Source organism: Microbulbifer sp. YPW1 (assembly GCF_013367775.1).
GTDB lineage: Bacteria > Pseudomonadota > Gammaproteobacteria > Pseudomonadales > Cellvibrionaceae > Microbulbifer.
Genome location: NZ_CP055157.1, coordinates 4,160,425 through 4,178,183, shown reverse-complemented (window position 1 = coordinate 4,178,183; position 17,759 = coordinate 4,160,425). Strand labels below are relative to the sequence as shown.

Below are 17,759 nucleotides of genomic sequence, written 5' to 3'. Positions count from 1 at the left end.
CAGGGATCAACAGGTAGGGGATGGCGATGAAACTGACCGGTGAAATACTGCTTGAAGATATGAACGAGGCCGAGCGCGCTCGTGCGGAAGTGGTGGAGTCGGTACTGCCGGCGGTGCGGGAGGCGGCGCGCGACGTCGACGCCAATGCCCAGTTTCATATGCCGCACGTACGTCAATTCAGTGAGGCGGGTCTGCTCGGTCTGATTATCCCCACACAGTATGGCGGTCTCGGCGGTGGGCTGCGCGATCTCGCAGCGGCCTGTTTTGCTATTGGTTCCGCCTGTCCGTCGACCGCACTCGCGTTCTTTTTCCATTGCAGTGCTGCATCGCGCGGTTTGCTCGCCATGGAGGCACTGGAAGCGGGCCTGTTCGACGAAGAAGAGGCCCCGGTTGTTCGGCGGTTTGCCGAGCAGGTGCTGTACGGCATGGGGCGCGATGGTTTCTGGTTTGCCAACTTTGCCAGCGAATCGGTCAAGTCGGAAAAGTCCGCGGTCACCATCAGCACCGAGGCGCGCAAGGTCGAAGGCGGTTACCTGCTGAACGGGGTCAAGTCTTTCGGTACTGGCACCGGCGTTGCGGACAAGTATCTGGTGACCGCCAGTCTTGCCGGTTACGACACGGCAGAAGGGCTGTGCACCTTTTTTGTGGATCGCGATGGTGAGGGCGTACGTCCGCGCGCACCCTGGGATGCGATTGGTATGCGCGGTACCAGCTCCGGCGGTATTGTGCTGGAAAATTATTTTGTTCCGGATGAACTGGCGCTGGCAATTCCCGGCGCGTTTACCCGTTGCATGCAGATGAGTCGCGGCAGTTTTGTCGGCAACCAGATGGCCGCGGTTTGTGGCTATGCGGGTTCCGCCCACACCGCCTACCAGACCGTGTTGCAACACCTGACCGAGAAAAAGTTTGCGGATACCGGCAAGCCCATCGGTACTGCACCTTACCAGCAGGAACTGATCGGCAAGATGATGGTGGACCTGCAGACGTCGATCCTGTGGTTGCGCCGCCAGTTGCAGTTGGAAACCAGCGAGCCGCCCATTGCCTCCAAACATGAAGTGGTCAAGCAGTGGCGTCTGTGCAAAGGCGTGGTGGCCGAATGCGGTTTCAGTATTGCCACCAACGCACTGAAGGCCAGTGGTACTTCCGGAACCATGGGTGATCCGGCGCGCTATCTGCGGGAATTGGCCATGGGAATTGTGCAAGCCTTCCCGGCGGAGCGCGGTCGCCTGATGGCGGCACAGATGGAAGTGGAAGGCGCGGAACAGAACCTGTTTGGCGTTGCAGAAAAACAGCCGGGCTGAACCATTATGGAAAACGCAAAAATGTTGATCGGCGGCGAGCTGGTATCCGCGCAGAGCGGTACCCGGTTTGCGGTCACGGCACCGGCAACGGGCGCAGTGTTGGCGGAAGTTCCCCGTGCCGGCGCGATCGATGTGAACCGCGCGGTAAACGCGGCGGCCCGCGGTTTCGAAGACTGGTACCGGTTGCGTCCGGCAGAGCGGGAAGCCGCGCTGTTGCGTGCGGCGGACCTGGTGGCCCGGGAAGGTCACGCGCGATTCCTGGATACCCTGATCGACGAGAGCGGTTCCACCATTAGCAAGGCCCGGGGCGAGATCGCCTACACGGTCGACCTTCTGCGCACCGCCGCTGGCGAGGCTCGCCGCCTTTACGGGGAAACCTTTCCCAACGATGATCCGCAGCGGATTTCCATGGTGTTTCGCGAGCCCCTCGGCGTGGTTGCGGTGATTTCACCCTATAACGCACCGCTTTCCCTGCTCACGAAAATGTGTGCTTTCCCATTGGCGGCGGGCAACAGCCTGGTAATCAAACCCTCAGAGGAAACACCGCTGACGGCGCTGGCGTTTGGCCAGTTGTTACTGGATGCGGGCGTACCGCCGGCGGCGGTGAATGTGGTCACCGGATACGGTGCCGAATGCGGCGCAGAACTGATCAATCATCCCCGCGTGCGCTGTATTGCGCTGACCGGCTCCACGCAGACCGGTATTGCGGTGGGGCAGTCGGCGCTGGGCAAGATGCGGCGTATGCAGCTGGAGCTCGGTGGCAAGAGTGCGCTGCTGGTGCTGCGGGACGCAGATCCACAGCAGGCAGCGAAGATCGCCGCCCAGGGCATATTCACCCACGCCGGCCAGATTTGTATGGCGAACTCACGCATTGTGGTCGAGCGGGAAATTTACCAGCCATTTATCACTGCGCTAAAAGCGGAAGCGGAATCCCTGTATCTCGGCGATCTGCGCGATGAGCGCACCGTTTACGGGCCACTGATCAATGCGCGTGCGGTGGAAAAAGTGCTGGAGCATGTGCGCGAGGCCATCGACGGCGGCGCTGAGTTGCTCACCGGTGGCGAGCAGCTGGCCGGATTGGTGGTAAAGCCGACGGTGCTGCTCGAGCCGCCGCGCAACAGTCGCGCCTGGCGCGAAGAGAGTTTCGGCCCGGTCACCAGCGTGGTGGCCGCAGACGATCTTGATCAGGCGATCGAGTTCGCCAACGACAGCGAATACGGTCTTTCTGCGGCAGTGCTGACGCACAACCTGCAATGGGGATTGCATGCGGCCCGACGCATCGCTTCCGGTGCCGTTCATGTCGGTATGCATACATTTCAAAGCAACGCTCTGGCGCCTATTGGCGGCGTTGGCCTGTCGGGCATGGGGCGGAGCGGTGGCCACTACAGTACCGAGGAATTTACCGAGGTGAAGTGGATCAGCGCGGATGTCGGGAGCCTGCCGCGGTGAATGCGGTGCAGCGCGGCACCATTCGCCGCGGCTATCTCGATGCGGAAGTGGACGGCGAATCTATCCAGTTGCATTTTCGCAGCTGCGGTGATGAAGACCGACCACTCTTACTGTTACTGCACCAGACGCCCAGTTGCTCTGCAATGTACGTTCGGTTGATGCCGCTGCTTGCGCGGGATTTCTTTGTACTGGCGGTGGACACCCCCGGATTTGGCAGCAGTGATCCGCTGCCGGGTGTGGTGTCCATTGCCGGCTTTGCAAAAGCCATCTACACCGCAGTAAGCGGGCAATTCGATCGCCCGGCACTGGTTTTTGGTCATCACACCGGTGCCGCAATCGCGGTGCAGCTTGCGTATGACCAGCCCGCATTTGTGCGTGCGCTGGCGCTCAGTGGCCCAACCCTGTTGAGCGATGAACAGAAAGCCGCGCTGCCCAAGGCTGCGGCAACCATACCGGCGGATGCCGATGGCAATCACTGGCTTCTCATGTGGCAGCGGTTGCGGGGCAAAGACCCGGAAGCGGAGCTTGCCCTCAGCTTGCGGGAGACCCTTTCCGCCTTTGCCTGTGGCGATTATTACGAGGCGTCCTATCGCGCCGTGGTAGAGCAGGATGTTGCCGGACAGATGGCGGTAATTCATTGTCCTGCACTGGTGTTTGCCGGCGGTCAGGATGTTTTGCGCTCGGCGGTTTCCCCGTCGGTGCGACTGTTGTCGGAGGGCAGGGCCGCGACCCTGCCGCAGGACGCGGGTACTTACGTATGCGATCGCCAGCCCGCTGCGGTTGCCGACTTGCTGCGCCCATTTTTTCTCGACGTCGCCAAAGCAGGCTGACGGAGACACTGGCCTCCAATAAACCCAATAAAAAAGGTGCGAGCGGAACATGGATCTTGAGCGAAACAGTCTCGGTCTCGGCCAGCGCCCGGCGCTGCTGCTGGTGGATATGGTCGTGGGTTTTACCAGCAGTCGCTGTCCACTCGGTACAGATTGTCCTGACGTGGTTGAGGCCAACCGGGTTTTGCTGGATCGCTTCCGCGCCCTGGGATTGCCGGTGGTGTATACCACGGTGGTGTACCACCACGATCGCGAGGCGCGGGTATTTCGCGACAGGATCGAACACCTCAACCTGCTCACGCCAGATTCGGAGTGGGTACAGATCGACCCGCGTTTGGCGCCGCGCGACGGCGAGCCGGTGATCAGCAAGCAGTGGGCGAGCAGTTTCCACCGCACCAACCTCGACAGCTGGTTGCGGGAGCAGGGCGTGGACTCGCTGGTGGTCACCGGTCTCACTACCAGTGGCTGTGTGCGCGCAACGGTGGTGGACGGCCTGCAGTACGACTTTCCGGTAGTGGTGCCAGAAGAAGCGGTGGGTGACCGCAATGCAGAAGCGCACCGGGCAAATTTATTCGATATGCATGCCAAGTACGCCGACGTAATGGCGCTATCGGACGTGTTGGGACTGTTAGCAGAATTCCAGCCTGAAAACCGGGCTGAAACTGTCTGACGAAACCGTCAGTCAGTGAAATACTATTGAAGATAGGCGAGTCGTTATGTCTACACAGCAACCTGTGATTATCGCTGGTGCCGGCCCTAGTGGCTGCGTGCTGGCTCTGTCGCTTGCCAAGCAGGGTATTCCTGTGCGGCTGTTGGAAAAATGCGAAAGTCTCCCCATTGATCTGCGCGCCTCAACTTTTCACCCGCCGTCGTTGGAAATGATCGCGGATCTGGGTGATGGAATTATCGAAAAAATGCTCGCGCGCGGGCTCCATGCCGACCGCTACCAGTATCGGGATCGCGCTACCGGAGAAGTGGCCACTTTCGATATGGCACAGATTGCCGACGAAACCCGGTTTCCTTTCCGCCTGCAACTGGAACAGTACGAGCTGACCCGTTTTGTGTGTGAGGCTCTGCAAGACTACGACTGCGCGGAAGTGCGCTTCGGCTGCGAGCTGCTGCGTTATGCGCAGGACGCCGACGGCGTCACCGCAACCGTAAGCAGTGACGGCGCGGAACAGCAGTTGCGGGGTAGCTACCTGATTGGCGCCGAGGGTGCGCGCAGCGTGGTGCGCAAAAGTTCCGGCATCGGCTTTATGGGGTTTACCTACGATGAAAAATTCCTCGTGGTCAGCACCAGCTTTCCATTCGAGGAAGTATTCGAGGATTTCTCCTACGTAAACTATGTGTCGGACCCGGAAGAGTGGTGCGTAATCCTGCGCACCGACAAGCTCTGGCGGGTACTGGTGCCAGTATTTCCCGCCAGCGCCGAAGAGGAAGCCTACTACCTTTCCGACGAATTTGTGCAGTCGCGGCTTAAGCGCTTACACGATCGCGGTGTCGACTACGACGTCCACCACCGCAGTATTTACGCGGTCAACCAGCGTGTGGCCGAGACCTATGTGCAGGGGCGTGCGTTGCTGGTGGGGGATGCCTGCCATATCAACAATCCCCTGGGCGGCATGGGGATGAACGGTGGACTGCACGATGCGTTCAATCTGGCAGAAAAGCTGCGCGCAGTCATTCAGGAAGGCGCGGATCCGCAAGCGGCTTTTGCCCTCTATGACCGGCAGCGCCGCGAGCTCGCGGTGCAGTTTGTGCAGCGCCATACCATCGAAAACAAAAAACTGATGGAGGCGCGCGATCCCGATATCCAGCGCAAGCGTCAGCAGATGCTGATGGAAACCGCCGCGGACCCGGAGCGGGCGCGGGCCTTCCTGTTGGAGCGGTCAATGATCAATTGCGTGCGCGAGAGTCTGGCGGTTCAGTGAGGCGCCAGGAAACCCTGAATACGAGCGGATTATTCCGCTGTTCTGTCTTCGGCCCGGAGAGTGTGTGAATGTCATTTCCAACCCAGATCGATCTGTCAAAAACCCGTGAGCGTTCGCAGCTGACTAACGGTCATCGCGATAACTATATTGGTCACCGCGCCAAGATCGGCGTGGTAATTCCCTCCACCAATACCTCGGTGGAGTATGACTGCCAGCGTCTGTTGCCACGTGGGGTTACCTGGCATACCACCCGATTTATGATCGATCACCCCGATCTCAGCGACGATGCCAACTTTATGCGCTTCCTGGAACGGCTGCGCGAGACCATCGGCGACTCGATCGAGAGCCTGATGACCTGTAAACCCGATCACGTAATGATGGGTATGTCCGCGGAAACCTTCTGGGGCGGGATTCAGGGCAATGACGGGTTTGTGGACCGCATCCAGCAACTGGTGGGTGAAGACACCGGGCTGACTACCGGAGCCAATGCAGTGATTGCGGCACTCGATGCACTGGGCCTGCCCGAGGGCTCGGGCAAGACACTTTCCATTCTGACGCCTTACCAGCCGGTAGGGGACAAGAACGTGCGCCTGTTTTTCGAGGATGCGGGCTACCGTATCAAGCACCTGGTCGGCCTGCGCTGTGCCAACGCCCACGATGCCATCGCGCTGGTGCCGGAGCCGCAGGTGCTGGATATCGTGCGCGAAATCGACGGCGACGATGTGGATGCCATCGTGCAGGTGGGGACCAATCTCTCCACGCTGGGGGTATTTCCGGCGATGGAAAAAATGCTGCAGAAACCGGTGCTGCCGATCAATGTGGCCACCTGCTGGCACGCCCTGCGCAGCTGCGGTATTCACGATCGCTTCGACAATATGGGCTGGTTGCTGGAAGAGCACTGAGCCGTACCTGCCTTGGCCCCGTATTAATCATCGCCAGGAGGCGAAGCGACCATGATGATCGCCGTGTTTATTGTTCTGCTCGACATGATCGGCTTTGCCATCATGTTGCCGATCCTCGCGTATTACGCGCTGCAGCTGGGGGCGAGCCCCGGTATGGCGACCTTCTGTATGGCGCTGTATGTGATCGGGATGTTTTTTTCCACCCCGGTGTGGGGGCGTCTCAGTGACCGTTACGGGCGCAAGCCGATCCTGATGATCAGCCTTGCCGGTGCCGTTTTCGGCTACGTCCTGTTGGGGTTTGCCACCGCTGTATGGATGGTGGCGGTGTCCAGGCTGTTCAGTGGCTTGATGGCCGGAAACCTGTCGGTTGCCCAGGCCTATGTGGCCGACGTGACCACCGAACAGGACCGCGCCAAGGCCATGGGTATGTTGGGGGCGGCGTTCGGGATCAGTTTCATCGTCGGCCCCGCTCTGGGGGGCTATCTCGCGGGAGACAGCTTCGCCGATGCCAATCTGCAATTGCCGGCGATGGTGTCCGGCTGTTTGTCCCTGGCTGCACTGCTAGTGGTGATATTTTTCCTGAAGGAAAGTCTGCCTGACGGCGGAGATCAACCTCGCTCTGCGCCGTCCTCGAAGGAAGTGCTGTCATGGATTGGGGGCCGGCGCAGTCTCTGCCTGTTGCTGGCAGCGGTTCTGGTGTACAACCTGGCCGCGGGGTTTGTCGAGTCGGTGTTCCCCATCTGGGCGGATGCCACGGACATTGCCCACGGGCCCAAGGACCTGGTGCCGGTACTGCTGGCCGCAGGCATTGCCATGGTGATCGTGCAGGGCGGGCTTATCGGGCCGCTGACCCGCGCCTTCGGTGAGCGCCGCCTGATGCGGGCCGGTGCCGTGGTATTTGGTATCTCCGTGATTCTGGTGACCCTGGCGGGCTCAATTGCGAGTGTGCCCGCGGTAGCGGCAGCGCTGGTGGCGCAGGCGGTGGGTGCGGCGCTGGTGTTGACCTCGATGCAGTCACTGACCTCGAAGGAAGCGGTGGCCGGTAATCGGGGGGCCGTGATGGGGGTTTACAATGCACTGGGTACCCTGGGGCGGGGGCTGGGTACGGCGCTGACCGGCGCAGCCTTTGCGGGTATTGGTGTCCATTCCCCTTACTACCTTGGCGCAGCCCTGATGGGGTTGCTGCTGTTGATCGCCTTTATGTTACGCACTCCGCGGGCAGAGACTGCAGAGCCTGTCTCTTCGCAAGCGGTCACCTGAGATTCTTGATAATTGTCATGCCGGCCCCCCTGAGGGGCCGGTATAACTTCTGGAAGTACATCCGGGAGTCAATATGGATAATTATCAAATCGCCCGCCGAGCGCAGATCGGCGTCATCATTCCCTCCACCAACACCGGGGTCGAGTACGACCTGCAGCAGTTACGTCTAGACGGCGTGACCTGGCATCCCTCTCGCTTCTGGATCGAGTTGCGCAACTGGTCCGATGAGGTCTCCCGCAGTGGAGATGACGAAAACACCGTGTTCGAGCGCTTCCTCGACATCATGCGCGGCGAGATTCCTGTATCAATTCGTAACATTCTTTCGGCCAAGGTATCCCACATCATGTTGGGCATGTCGGCGGAAACTTTCTGGGGTGGGCTGGAAGGGAATATCGCGTTCGAGCGGGAGATTCGCGACCAGATTGGCGACCTGGGGCTTACAACCGGCGCCGGGGCTACCAAAGACGCGTTAAACTGCTTCGGCGCCAAGCGCATTTCGGTGATCACGCCGTACCCCCAGGTTGGGGACGATAACGTCCGCCGTTTCTTCTCAGATATCGGTTTCGAGGTGGTCAAGGTCAAGGGAATGAACCGGCCGTCCGCTACCGCAATTGCAGAAACCTCGATCCCGAACGTCATAGATGCTGTGAAGGAAGTTGATGGCGATGATGTTGACGCGATCATTCAATGCGGTACCAACCTCTCTACCCTCGATCTATTCCCGACGCTGGAGCACTGCCTCCAGAAACCCCTGATCCCGATCAATATTGCAACAGTCTGGCATGCATTGCGGGCCTGTGGCATTGACGATCGCATTACGGGGAAGGGCCGTTTGCTGGAAGAGTTCTAGATAATGGTGCGCAAAATTGGTGAAAGAAAGCCAAAACTGGGGCCATAACGGGGCAGTGTACGCGGCAGATTGTATTTTGGATCAGCAAGCTCAAAAAAATCTTGAAAAGATATAAAAGTATAACATAATGTCTTTTCAGTGATCGCCATCCGGCGCTCGCGAATGGATGGCCGATCGAAGCTGTATCCGATTTGCCAGGTGACTAGCGGTAATCGAATAAAAAATATTGGAGGGGCCATGTTTACCAAGAACCAACTCTCTCTCGCTGTCGCCACCTGCGTTGCTGTGCAGGGCGCTGTGGCACAAAGTGATAAGGATCGGGAAGTCGAAGCGCTACGCGGCGATAACTTTGCGATTGAAGAAGTCGTAGTGACGGCGCGTAAGCGCGCAGAGTCATTGCAAACCGTACCGGTGGCTGTGGACGTTCTGACCGCAGCACAGCTGGAAGAAAAGGGCATAGCGGCACTGGAAGATGTTGCCCGCTACACTGCCGGGCTAGATTTCGAAACCGGCCTGATGCCCAACGATACCCGGATATCCCTGCGCGGACTTTCCAGTACCCGCGGTCGTTCCAACGTGGCGCTGCTGGTTGATGGTGTGGATGTGTCTTCGGAATCCATGACCACGGGCGGTAGCGGCAATGGGCCGAATATGGACCTGTTCGACCTTGAGCGGGTCGAGGTGGTCAAGGGGCCGCAAAGTGCGGTGTACGGCCGCTCTGCCTTTGCCGGTGCGGTCAATTACATCACCAAGCGCCCTGGCGATACGGTGGAAACCCGCTTGTCCATGGACGTTACCGATGCCGGCTACAACAAATTCCAGGCCAGTGGCAGTCTGCCGATCGTGCCTGGGGTACTTGCCGCGTCAATGAATGTGGCCAGAACCGAGTTCGACGGCTTCTACCAGAACCCCAATACCGGCGGTGACCTGGGCTCGGTTGATTCTGACGGGATTGCTGCGGCGGTTTACTGGACGCCGAATAATGATTTTTCAGCCTACTGGCGCAGTGAGTACAGCGAGGCCGAATATTCCCAGCGCCCAGTGGTGCAGCGCCACGCTGTCCTGCACACCGGCTCCGCTCCTGGTGATTTTTCCCTGATGGGGTCGGTTGGTCCCAATGCGGAAATTCGTCCGCTGGCAGGCACCGGGACCACTGCAGCAGATTGCGCATCCGCACCGGCTTACGGCTATTTGATTGGACAGCCTGCGGCCTGTGGTGCCGTGCTCGTGGGCGAGCTGGGTAGCGCGAGCGAAAGCGAGATCGATCTCTCTCCCAATCCGCTGACCGGCAAAGACTTTGCGGGTACCGAAGTGCGCGCTGTGAGCTCTACGCTGGAGCTGAAATACAATCTCAGCAACATTGAATTCCTGTCACTGACCGGCGTTCATTACAACGACTCCCAGACGGAGTCAGACTTTGATCGCACCAATTTCACGGTTGAGACGCTGGGGCCGGGTTCCGGGATGTTTATTCCCCCGGGCTTCCCTGGCGATTACACCCAGTACGGTGTGAACGCCAACAGTAACACCAGCTTCGATGTCGAGCAGTTCAGTCAGGAATTTCGTTTGACCGGCACTGCAGGCAAGGTGGATTGGCTTGCCAGTGCGCTCTACTGGACAGAGACCATGGACGCCGTCATGGATCAGCAGTGGTGGCTGCGCGACGGTGTCAGTAAAGAATTCTGGGATGCGTACCTCGATCAGTGGATGGGTGGATTTGGCCTGGTGAATCACCAGACGGGTCCTACACCTCTGCCCATTCCCATGACTCGTGATACTGACCACGTGTCTCTCGCATTCTCCATCAACTACAACTTCGCGGACAACTGGCGTTTGACGGCGGAAGGGCGCTACCTTGAAGAGGATATTGAATACGTCAGCTTGCCGCTGAGTACGCAATTCAATGGCCTGATGGGTATCCCGGTATTGGACCCGATGACGTTCATGCCAACGACGGCTGAGTACCAGACGTACGCCCGCACAGACAGTTCCTTTGTGCCGCGGGTAGGCCTGGACTGGCAGATGATGGACAACCTGATGGTGTATGCCTCCTACGCGGAAGGCTTCAAGCCCGGCGGTATGTCCACAGCCGATGGCAATGGCGACATCTCAAGTGGTGATTACAAGCCTGAAGAACTGTCGGTATACGAGACCGGCTTCAAGAGCAATCTGCTGAACAACCGCCTGCAGTTGAACGGTGCCTTCTACCTGTACGATTACAGCAATCAGCAGATCTCCCATTTTGTGACGGACCCGCAGACCGGTACTACCAATGCCGCGGTTGCCAACGCAGGGGAGAGTGAACTGCGCGGTATGGAGCTGAGCGCGATCTACCGCCCGTCCGCCAACTGGACCTTCGGCGCCAGCTACGTGTTGAGCGATACCGAGGTTCAGGACTTCACAATAGGCGATGTGGGTAACGTCAGTTCGTTCGACAAACTGTGGACTCAGACCGAGGATGGTGACTATTCCGGCACGCAGTTCCTGAACTCCGCCGAACACGCCGGGCTGTTGTCTATCCGCTACGACGGTGAATTCGCCACTGGCGCGGGCTACTTCACCGAGCTGATCGGCAGTTATGAATCCAAGCGTTACCTGGATCGCGGCAACAACGCCTGGCTGCCGTCCTATTGGCTGGTGGATTTCCAGGGTGGGGTGCGGTTCGACAGCCTCGACCTGGTGTTCTACGTCGATAACCTTCTGGATGACGACAAGGTCAAGTTCGGTCTGAGCAACGTGGATTACGGCTTCCTGCCGGGCGGGGCTATCACACCGCAGACCGTTGAGCTCTTCTTGCCGGAACCGCGCACAGCGGGCCTGCGGGTCAGCTATAACTTCTGATGAAAATGGCCGCCCGCGACCTTGTGTCGCGGGCGTTTCACGTATAGAAAGACAGTGCGCTTTAGCGGCTTTGGCTCATTGAGATACTGCGCAAAATAAAAACACATGCAGTGGCTATGACCTGATAGCGCTAAGAAAAATTAGAAAATAAGTAAAAAGATAAAGAGGTAACGACAATGGCCGTCGCCGCGATTGAATATCCCTCCGGAATAAAATCCCGAATTTACAGTGCTCCCTATCTTGGTCTTCTGGCATTGACATGGATCGTGCTGGAAAAAATGATCGCCCACATCTACCTGGTGACACTCATCTATGCGGGCATTCCCATGGCAATCTCATACGCGGTGGCGTTTGTGATCGGCCTGCTGGGATTGGTCATTGTGTGGAGGGGGTTGAAACACAATGAGGTCCGGGGCACCTGGATGGGATTTGTGGGTGGATCACTGATCTGGGTGTTCTGGTTTGAGATGTACCTGCACTTTATTGGTGCTGAGAATAATTTTGCGCTGGCGCAGACGGACGCTGGCATTCAGTATCTGGGTAAAGCGGAAGTCACAGCATTATTTTCCGGTGACACCTCGATTCCCCGGCCCTATTTTATGGGGGCGCATGTATTCCTGCAGAGCAGTACGCTGTTCTGCTTTATGCTGATGATCTACATGGGTCTGAACCAGGATGTGCGTTGCCGCCTGATTCTGTGGGTGCGCAAGTTGTTTGGCCTGCGGCCTGGTAAGCCGACCAAGGGCTACAAGCCCCAGTATGCCCGCGTGGCGGCAGTCGAACTGTTTTTTGTTAACTGGTTTATGTACACGCTGATGCTGATCGTGAACGACGAGCGGATTGTCGGCCTGCACCATATCGCCAACTATATTGCGTTTGGTGCTGTCGCCATCTGGTCGGCAATCATTATCGCCAAACAGCTCAAGCAGAAAGAGGCCGGTCTGGCGATCCGCTATGCGATCGCGGTAGGTGGGGTTTTCTGGTATCTGCCCGAGCAGGCGGTGCTGTGGGGCTGGTTCCGGGAGCCGTGGGTGTTTTATCTGGAATATCCCGTTACGGCAACAGCCATCCTGGTGGGATACTTTGCGCTCATGTATCTGTTCTGGAAGACCCCGGTCAACCCGGAAACCGGCAAGTCCATCTGATTGCCAACGTCGATTTTCTCTCGCTGACCCGTGCCGGCTTTTGCCGCCGCGGGTCTTTTTATTTTCCGATGCTGATTTCCGCAGCGAATCGCGCCGCTGACTCTATCCGAGTGCGCCATAAAGTATTAAAATTATAACAATATACTTTATTGTGGTCTGATCGCTGATTTAGGAAGGAGTGGCCAATGAACAAGGCGCTGAATGGCATTCGAATACTGGACCTTACCCATATGTTGTCCGGGCCCTATGGGGCGATGATTCTCGCTGACCTGGGGGCAGATCTGATCAAGGTCGAACCGCTGGCCGGAGAGGGCACTCGCAAGTTACTTGCGAATGATCCGGAGAACTCCATTGATGGCTTCGGTGCCTATTACCTGACCCTCAACCGCAACAAGCGCAGTGTGGCACTCAACCTGAAAAGCGAGCGCGGCCAGCAGGTATTTTACGATCTGGTAAAACAGGCGGATGTGGTGATCAGCAATTTTGGCCCCGGTGTTCCCGAGCGCCTGGGCATTGATTACGACACATTGAGTGAGATCAACCCGCGCATTATTACCTGCTGTGTTTCCGGCTTCGGTTCAGATGGCCCCGGTGCCAAGCGCCCGGCATTCGATCAGGTGGCCCAGGCATACGGCGGTGGTATGTCGATTACCGGTGACGACCCCTCCAACCCGGTGCGTGCGGGTATTCCCATCGGGGACCTTGGCGGTGGCATGTTTGCGGTGATGGGGATTCTCGCGGCGATTGCCGAGCGCGCCACCAGCAATCGCGGCCAGCACGTCGATATCTCCATGGTTGACTGCCAGATTTCCATGCTGAACTACATGGCGACCATGCATTTCCTCAGTGGTAAAAACCCGTACCCCATCGGCAACGCGCACTTTGTGCATGTGCCTTACAACAGCTACGCGACTTCCGATGGTTTCATCATCATTGCGGTGATTACCGACAACTTCTGGCAGAACCTGAAGCCGGTAGTGAATGTGCCGGAGTTTGATGATCCCAAGTACGACGGACAGCCCGGGCGGTTCGCGGACAAGGACCTTATCGACAGCAAGCTGGCGGAGGTTTTCGCCACCGACACCACTGATGCCTGGCTGGCACAGCTTGAAGCCCAGCGTATTCCCTGTGCGCCGATCAACAATCTGGAGCAAGCGCTGCGCGATCCGCAGGTGCTGCACCGCAACATGGTGGTGGATATTGCCCACCCGAACGGGAAGACCACCAAGGCTCCGGGGAATCCTATCAAACTGTCCCGCACCCACGAGGATTCCTTCTCGCCGGCGCCGCATATTGGTCAGCATACCGATCAGGTTCTAAGTGAGCTCTGCGGTTATACATCCGCAGATATCGAGGCGCTCAAGCAAGGCGGCGACGCGGCGTGATGGTAAACGGCTTTTAACGTGCGCAGGTAACGGGCGCAAGATAGGGATTACGGTATGCGTGAAAAGATACTGATCAATGATGTGGGCCCGCGCGACGGGCTGCAGAATCAAACCCGAGTACTGTCTGTGGACCAGCGCGTACAACTGATTCGCGGACTGCTCAAGGCAGGTGTGCGATCGGTGGAGGCGGGCGCTTTTGTGTCGCCAAAGGCAGTGCCGGCAATGGCTGGCACCGATGCGGTGCTCGCCGGTTTGTCGGCGGATGCCGGGGTGGACTTTCAGGTGCTCATTCCCAACCTCAAAGGATACACACTGGCACGCGATGCGGGTGCCGGCACCGTTGTGCTGGTGGTATGCGCCAGCGAAACCATGAACCAGCGCAACGTGCGCATGTCGATTGAGGAATCACTGGCGCAGGCACAGGAAATTTGCGCCGCCGCCAGAACCGACGGCGTGCGCGTGGTGGCCTGCATTGCGGTAGCATGGTGTTGTCCCTTTGAGGGGGCGACCGAACCGGGCCGGGTGCTGGACCTGGCGGGGCGCTTGTTCGCCATGGGGGCGGACGATGTGAACATTGCCGATACGATCGGTGCTGCGAACCCGAGGGCAGTGGGGCGATTGATGGGCGCGTTGGCACAGGAGTACGGCGCTGGAAAGCTGGCCTGTCATTTCCATGATACCCGTGCGTTTGGCCTGGCGAATGTGTATGCGGCGCTCGAGTCGGGCATCCGCAAATTCGATAGTTCTATTGGCGGTATCGGCGGTTGCCCGTTTGCCCCTGGGGCCACGGGTAACGTAGCCAGTGAAGATGTGGTGATGTTGCTCGAGCAGATGGGGTTCGATACCGGAATTGATCTGCCCGCACTGATGGCGGCAGGCCAGCTGGTGGGTGAGATGCTGGGTGTCACCACCGGTGGCCGCGCGGATACCTGGCGTCGCTTGCAGCTTGAAAAAGAGTCGCCGCTCATCTGAGTACACCGGATGTACGTACCAACAAAAATGGCGCTGTTTCGGCCTGAAAGGAGAGCTGACCGATGAATGATCCAATACTGCGTTTTTTCCGTGCTGTACTTGTGGTGTTCACCTGCGGGCCGGTGCTTGCCAGTGCCGAAACGGCGAATATCAAACTGACCGTTTCGAATATCCAGTCCCAGGTCGGGAAACTGTATATCGCTGTATACGACTCAAAAGATACGTTTCTCGGTGAGACCAAGTTCTACGCGCAGGAGGTGGGGCTTGAGAGTCTCGCGGATGGAAAACTTGCCGTGGACCTGAGCCTGCCGTACGGTCAATACGCCATTAGTGTGCATCATGACAACAACGCCAATGGCGAAATGGATCGCAACTTTATCGGCATTCCGAAGGAGCCGGTGGGCCTCTCCAATGGCCATGTTCCCCGCTTCGGTCCACCGAAATTTTCCAAGGCGGTGATTCAGATTGCACAGCCTCAGCAGCTGGAAGAGATCTCGCTGGTCGATTAAATCCAGCGGCGTACCAGGGGAGACGCCTCAGCGTCCCCCGAGTGCATCCTGTGGCGATATGCCGATTACCCGTGCTCCGGTAAAGAACTCGATCGACTGGGCATGACCTTCCTCTCCGAGCCCTGACAGGCCCCAGGCACCGCGCGGGGTGCCCTGGCCAATACTCAGCAGGCTGTAGCCGTTAATCTTCACACCACCCGTGCGCATGCGCCGGGCGAAGGCGAAGGCGCGCTCGGTATTTTCGCTGTACACATAGCCCGCCAGTCCCAGGTCGGTACCGTTTGCCAGCGCCAGGGCTTCCTCGTCGTTACGGAAGGTGTGTACCGCTGCCACGGGGCCGAATATTTCCTCGCGGGTATCCGCTGGCTGGCACCCATCCACCAGGGTCGGGGCAATAAAATTGCCTTTCAGGTCCGGCAGCGGGGTGGAGCAAAGCAGTTGTCCGCCTTTCGCCTGTAGCCGCTCAATGTCGGCCTGTACCTGCTCGAAGTGGCCGCGGTGCACCAGTGGCCCCATATCGCTTTGTTCGTCGAGAGAGTGGCCGAGGCGCAAGCTGGATAGCAGGCTCAGCACCTTGTCGAGCAGGGCGTCCTTTACGGATTCATGCACCAGCAGTCGCCCCAGTGCGCGGCACCACTGACCATTGAGGTTGGTGAGGCCGTAGGCGATGCCGGTTGCGGCCTTATCCAGGTCCGCATCTTCAAATACCACCAGCTGATTGTTGCCGCCGAGTTCCAGTTGCGTGGGAATAAAGTCGTCGGCACAGGCGCGGGCAATAGCGCGACCGCCGGCCAGTCCTCCAGTGAACGACACCGCTTTGATGCGCGGATCCTCCACCATGGTTGCGCCCACTGTTCGATCCCCCAGTACCAGCTGAAATGCGCCTGCGGGTAGGCCGGCGCGATGCGCGGCCCGTGCCATCATCACTGCGGAGTGGGGGGTAAATTCCGATGGCTTCAGAATACAGGGAGCACCCGCTGCCAGGGCGCTGGCAATCTTGTGGGAGGCGATGGCAGTGGGGCCATTCCAGGGAGCGATCAGCAGGGCAGGCCCCCAGGGGCGTCGCAGATACTCCACTTCACCACAGGGGCCGGGTACCTTTTGCTCCAGGTGTCCTTCGCGCAGATAGGCTGCAGCGCCCCGAAATACCATCGGGAGAATTTTGGCCATTTTGCGTGTGGTGCGGATGATGGCGCCGGAGGTAAGGCTATCGGCGGTACTGATGGTGTCCGCATAAGTCTCACCGCTGAGCTCTTCCGCGATGTTTTCCAGAACTGTAGCGCGTTCATGGGCTGGCGTTTCTTCCCATGTGGCTTCGGCGTGGATCCGGTCTGCCGCTTCCAGAGCATTCGACACCTGGCCAGCGTCGCTGTTACGCCGCTCCTGCAGGGGTTCGCCGGAATTGGCATCGCACAGGTAATATCCGCGGCTTGTGGTGGGCGCGCTGAATACACCGTCGATGTAATTGGTGAGCTCGGGCAATGAGTAGTCACGGTTCATAAATCGGTACCGTTTATTCGTATTGGTATTCTTCGCTGGCTGCCAGCAGTTCATCGGCGCCAAGGAGATTGTTCACGGCCGCCAGATCGATCATCTGCTTGCGCCTGGCCTGCAGGTGCCCGCTGTGGCGCAGTTCCGCCAGCATGTCCTGTGCAGCCGGAATGAACAGGTGCAGCAGGGAGGCGGGGTAAAGGGCGATGCGATAGTTCAGCGCGCGCAACTCTTCCAGGGTCTGTACTGGAGAGTTTCCCCCCTCGACCAGATTGTGAATCAGTGGCGTGCGCCCGCCGAGCTGCTCGCCGATGGCCCGCATCTGTTCCACGGTTTTGGGCGCCTCGATGAAGATGGCATCAGCGCCGGCTTCCAGATAGCGTTCGGCCCTTTCCAGCGCGTCGTCAAAGCCGTTGACGCCAAGGGCGTCGGTACGCGCGAAAATTAGCGTTTTGGTGCTGCGCCGTGCATCCAGGGCGGCGTGAATCTTGCCGACCATTTCTCCACAGCTGATCACCTGTTTGCCCTGCATGTGCCCGCAGCGTTTGGGCATCAGCTGGTCTTCCATCTGCAGAGCGGATGCGCCGGCGCGCTCAAACGTAGCAACGGTGCGCTTTACATTGAGCGCATTGCCGAAGCCGGTGTCCATATCCACGATCAGTGGCAGCTCCGTGCGCTCGCGGATGACGGCTACGGTGTCCGCCACCTCTGACGCACTGACCAGTCCCATATCCGGGCGCCCGAAGCGTGCAAACGACAGGCAGGCACCGGACAGGAAGGCAGCCTCAAAGCCCGCCAGCTCCACCAGCCGGGCGCTGAGTCCATCGTAGATGCCTGGCACCGAGAGCACGGTGCCGCTTGCGAGTAATTGGGGCAGCGTATCAGGCATTATG

Annotated in this window: 15 protein-coding genes; 13 read left to right on the top strand and 2 right to left on the bottom strand. The window is 58.8% G+C overall.

Annotated features, from left to right (window positions below; genetic code table 11):
• The first annotated feature begins 26 nt into the window (after positions 1-26).
• The 13 genes from HUW35_RS17030 to HUW35_RS16970 all read left to right on the top strand — a co-directional run bounded on the left by HUW35_RS17030 (position 27) and on the right by HUW35_RS16970 (position 15,375).
• Positions 27-1,301: an acyl-CoA dehydrogenase family protein gene (locus HUW35_RS17030; RefSeq protein ID WP_181253418.1), complete on the top strand. Its 1,275-nt coding sequence runs from the start codon at positions 27-29 to the stop codon at positions 1,299-1,301.
• Between the two features lie 6 nt (positions 1,302-1,307).
• The gene (locus HUW35_RS17025) at positions 1,308-2,750 is read left to right on the top strand and encodes an aldehyde dehydrogenase (RefSeq protein ID WP_255463360.1); all 1,443 of its coding nucleotides are present in this window, start codon (positions 1,308-1,310) and stop codon (positions 2,748-2,750) included.
• Positions 2,714-3,580: an alpha/beta fold hydrolase gene (locus tag HUW35_RS17020; RefSeq protein WP_181253417.1), complete on the top strand. Its 867-nt coding sequence runs from the start codon at positions 2,714-2,716 to the stop codon at positions 3,578-3,580. Before HUW35_RS17025 ends, HUW35_RS17020 begins: the two co-directional genes overlap by 37 nt.
• Before the next feature lie 49 nt (positions 3,581-3,629).
• A complete protein-coding gene (locus HUW35_RS17015; protein WP_181253416.1) occupies positions 3,630-4,250 on the top strand; it encodes an isochorismatase family protein in 621 nt (206 codons plus the stop codon).
• Between the two features lie 46 nt (positions 4,251-4,296).
• Positions 4,297-5,511, top strand: coding sequence for an NAD(P)/FAD-dependent oxidoreductase (locus HUW35_RS17010; protein ID WP_181253415.1), 1,215 nt, complete (start codon positions 4,297-4,299; stop codon positions 5,509-5,511).
• Between the two features lie 68 nt (positions 5,512-5,579).
• Positions 5,580-6,413 carry an Asp/Glu racemase gene (locus tag HUW35_RS17005; protein WP_181253414.1) on the top strand — a complete coding sequence of 278 codons (834 nt, stop codon included), beginning with the start codon at positions 5,580-5,582 and terminating at the stop codon, positions 6,411-6,413.
• 51 nt (positions 6,414-6,464) lie between these two features.
• Positions 6,465-7,673: an MFS transporter gene (locus HUW35_RS17000; protein WP_181253413.1), complete on the top strand. Its 1,209-nt coding sequence runs from the start codon at positions 6,465-6,467 to the stop codon at positions 7,671-7,673.
• A gap of 73 nt (positions 7,674-7,746) precedes the next feature.
• Positions 7,747-8,523, top strand: coding sequence for an Asp/Glu racemase (locus HUW35_RS16995; RefSeq protein ID WP_181253411.1), 777 nt, complete (start codon positions 7,747-7,749; stop codon positions 8,521-8,523).
• Positions 8,524-8,760: 237 nt separating this feature from the next.
• Positions 8,761-11,364 carry a TonB-dependent receptor gene (locus HUW35_RS16990; RefSeq protein ID WP_181253410.1) on the top strand — a complete coding sequence of 868 codons (2,604 nt, stop codon included), beginning with the start codon at positions 8,761-8,763 and terminating at the stop codon, positions 11,362-11,364.
• A gap of 254 nt (positions 11,365-11,618) precedes the next feature.
• Positions 11,619-12,509 carry a hypothetical protein gene (locus HUW35_RS16985; RefSeq protein WP_181253408.1) on the top strand — a complete coding sequence of 297 codons (891 nt, stop codon included), beginning with the start codon at positions 11,619-11,621 and terminating at the stop codon, positions 12,507-12,509.
• A 185-nt stretch (positions 12,510-12,694) separates the two neighbouring features.
• On the top strand, positions 12,695-13,894 hold the full coding sequence (locus HUW35_RS16980) for a CaiB/BaiF CoA-transferase family protein (protein ID WP_181253407.1): 1,200 nt from the start codon (positions 12,695-12,697) through the stop codon (positions 13,892-13,894).
• A gap of 54 nt (positions 13,895-13,948) precedes the next feature.
• Complete coding sequence (locus HUW35_RS16975; RefSeq protein WP_181253405.1) at positions 13,949-14,866, top strand: hydroxymethylglutaryl-CoA lyase; 918 nt, start codon at positions 13,949-13,951, stop codon at positions 14,864-14,866.
• 62 nt (positions 14,867-14,928) lie between these two features.
• Positions 14,929-15,375 (top strand): DUF2141 domain-containing protein, encoded by a 447-nt coding sequence (locus HUW35_RS16970; RefSeq protein ID WP_181253404.1) that lies wholly within the window; start codon positions 14,929-14,931, stop codon positions 15,373-15,375.
• A 27-nt stretch (positions 15,376-15,402) separates the two neighbouring features.
• Here HUW35_RS16970 and HUW35_RS16965 read toward each other — a convergent pair whose 3' ends face one another.
• Positions 15,403-16,875 (bottom strand): aldehyde dehydrogenase, encoded by a 1,473-nt coding sequence (locus HUW35_RS16965; protein ID WP_181253402.1) that lies wholly within the window; start codon positions 16,873-16,875, stop codon positions 15,403-15,405.
• 13 nt (positions 16,876-16,888) lie between these two features.
• Positions 16,889-17,755 (bottom strand): oxaloacetate decarboxylase, encoded by an 867-nt coding sequence (locus HUW35_RS16960; protein ID WP_181253401.1) that lies wholly within the window; start codon positions 17,753-17,755, stop codon positions 16,889-16,891.
• Positions 17,756-17,759 lie beyond the last annotated feature (4 nt).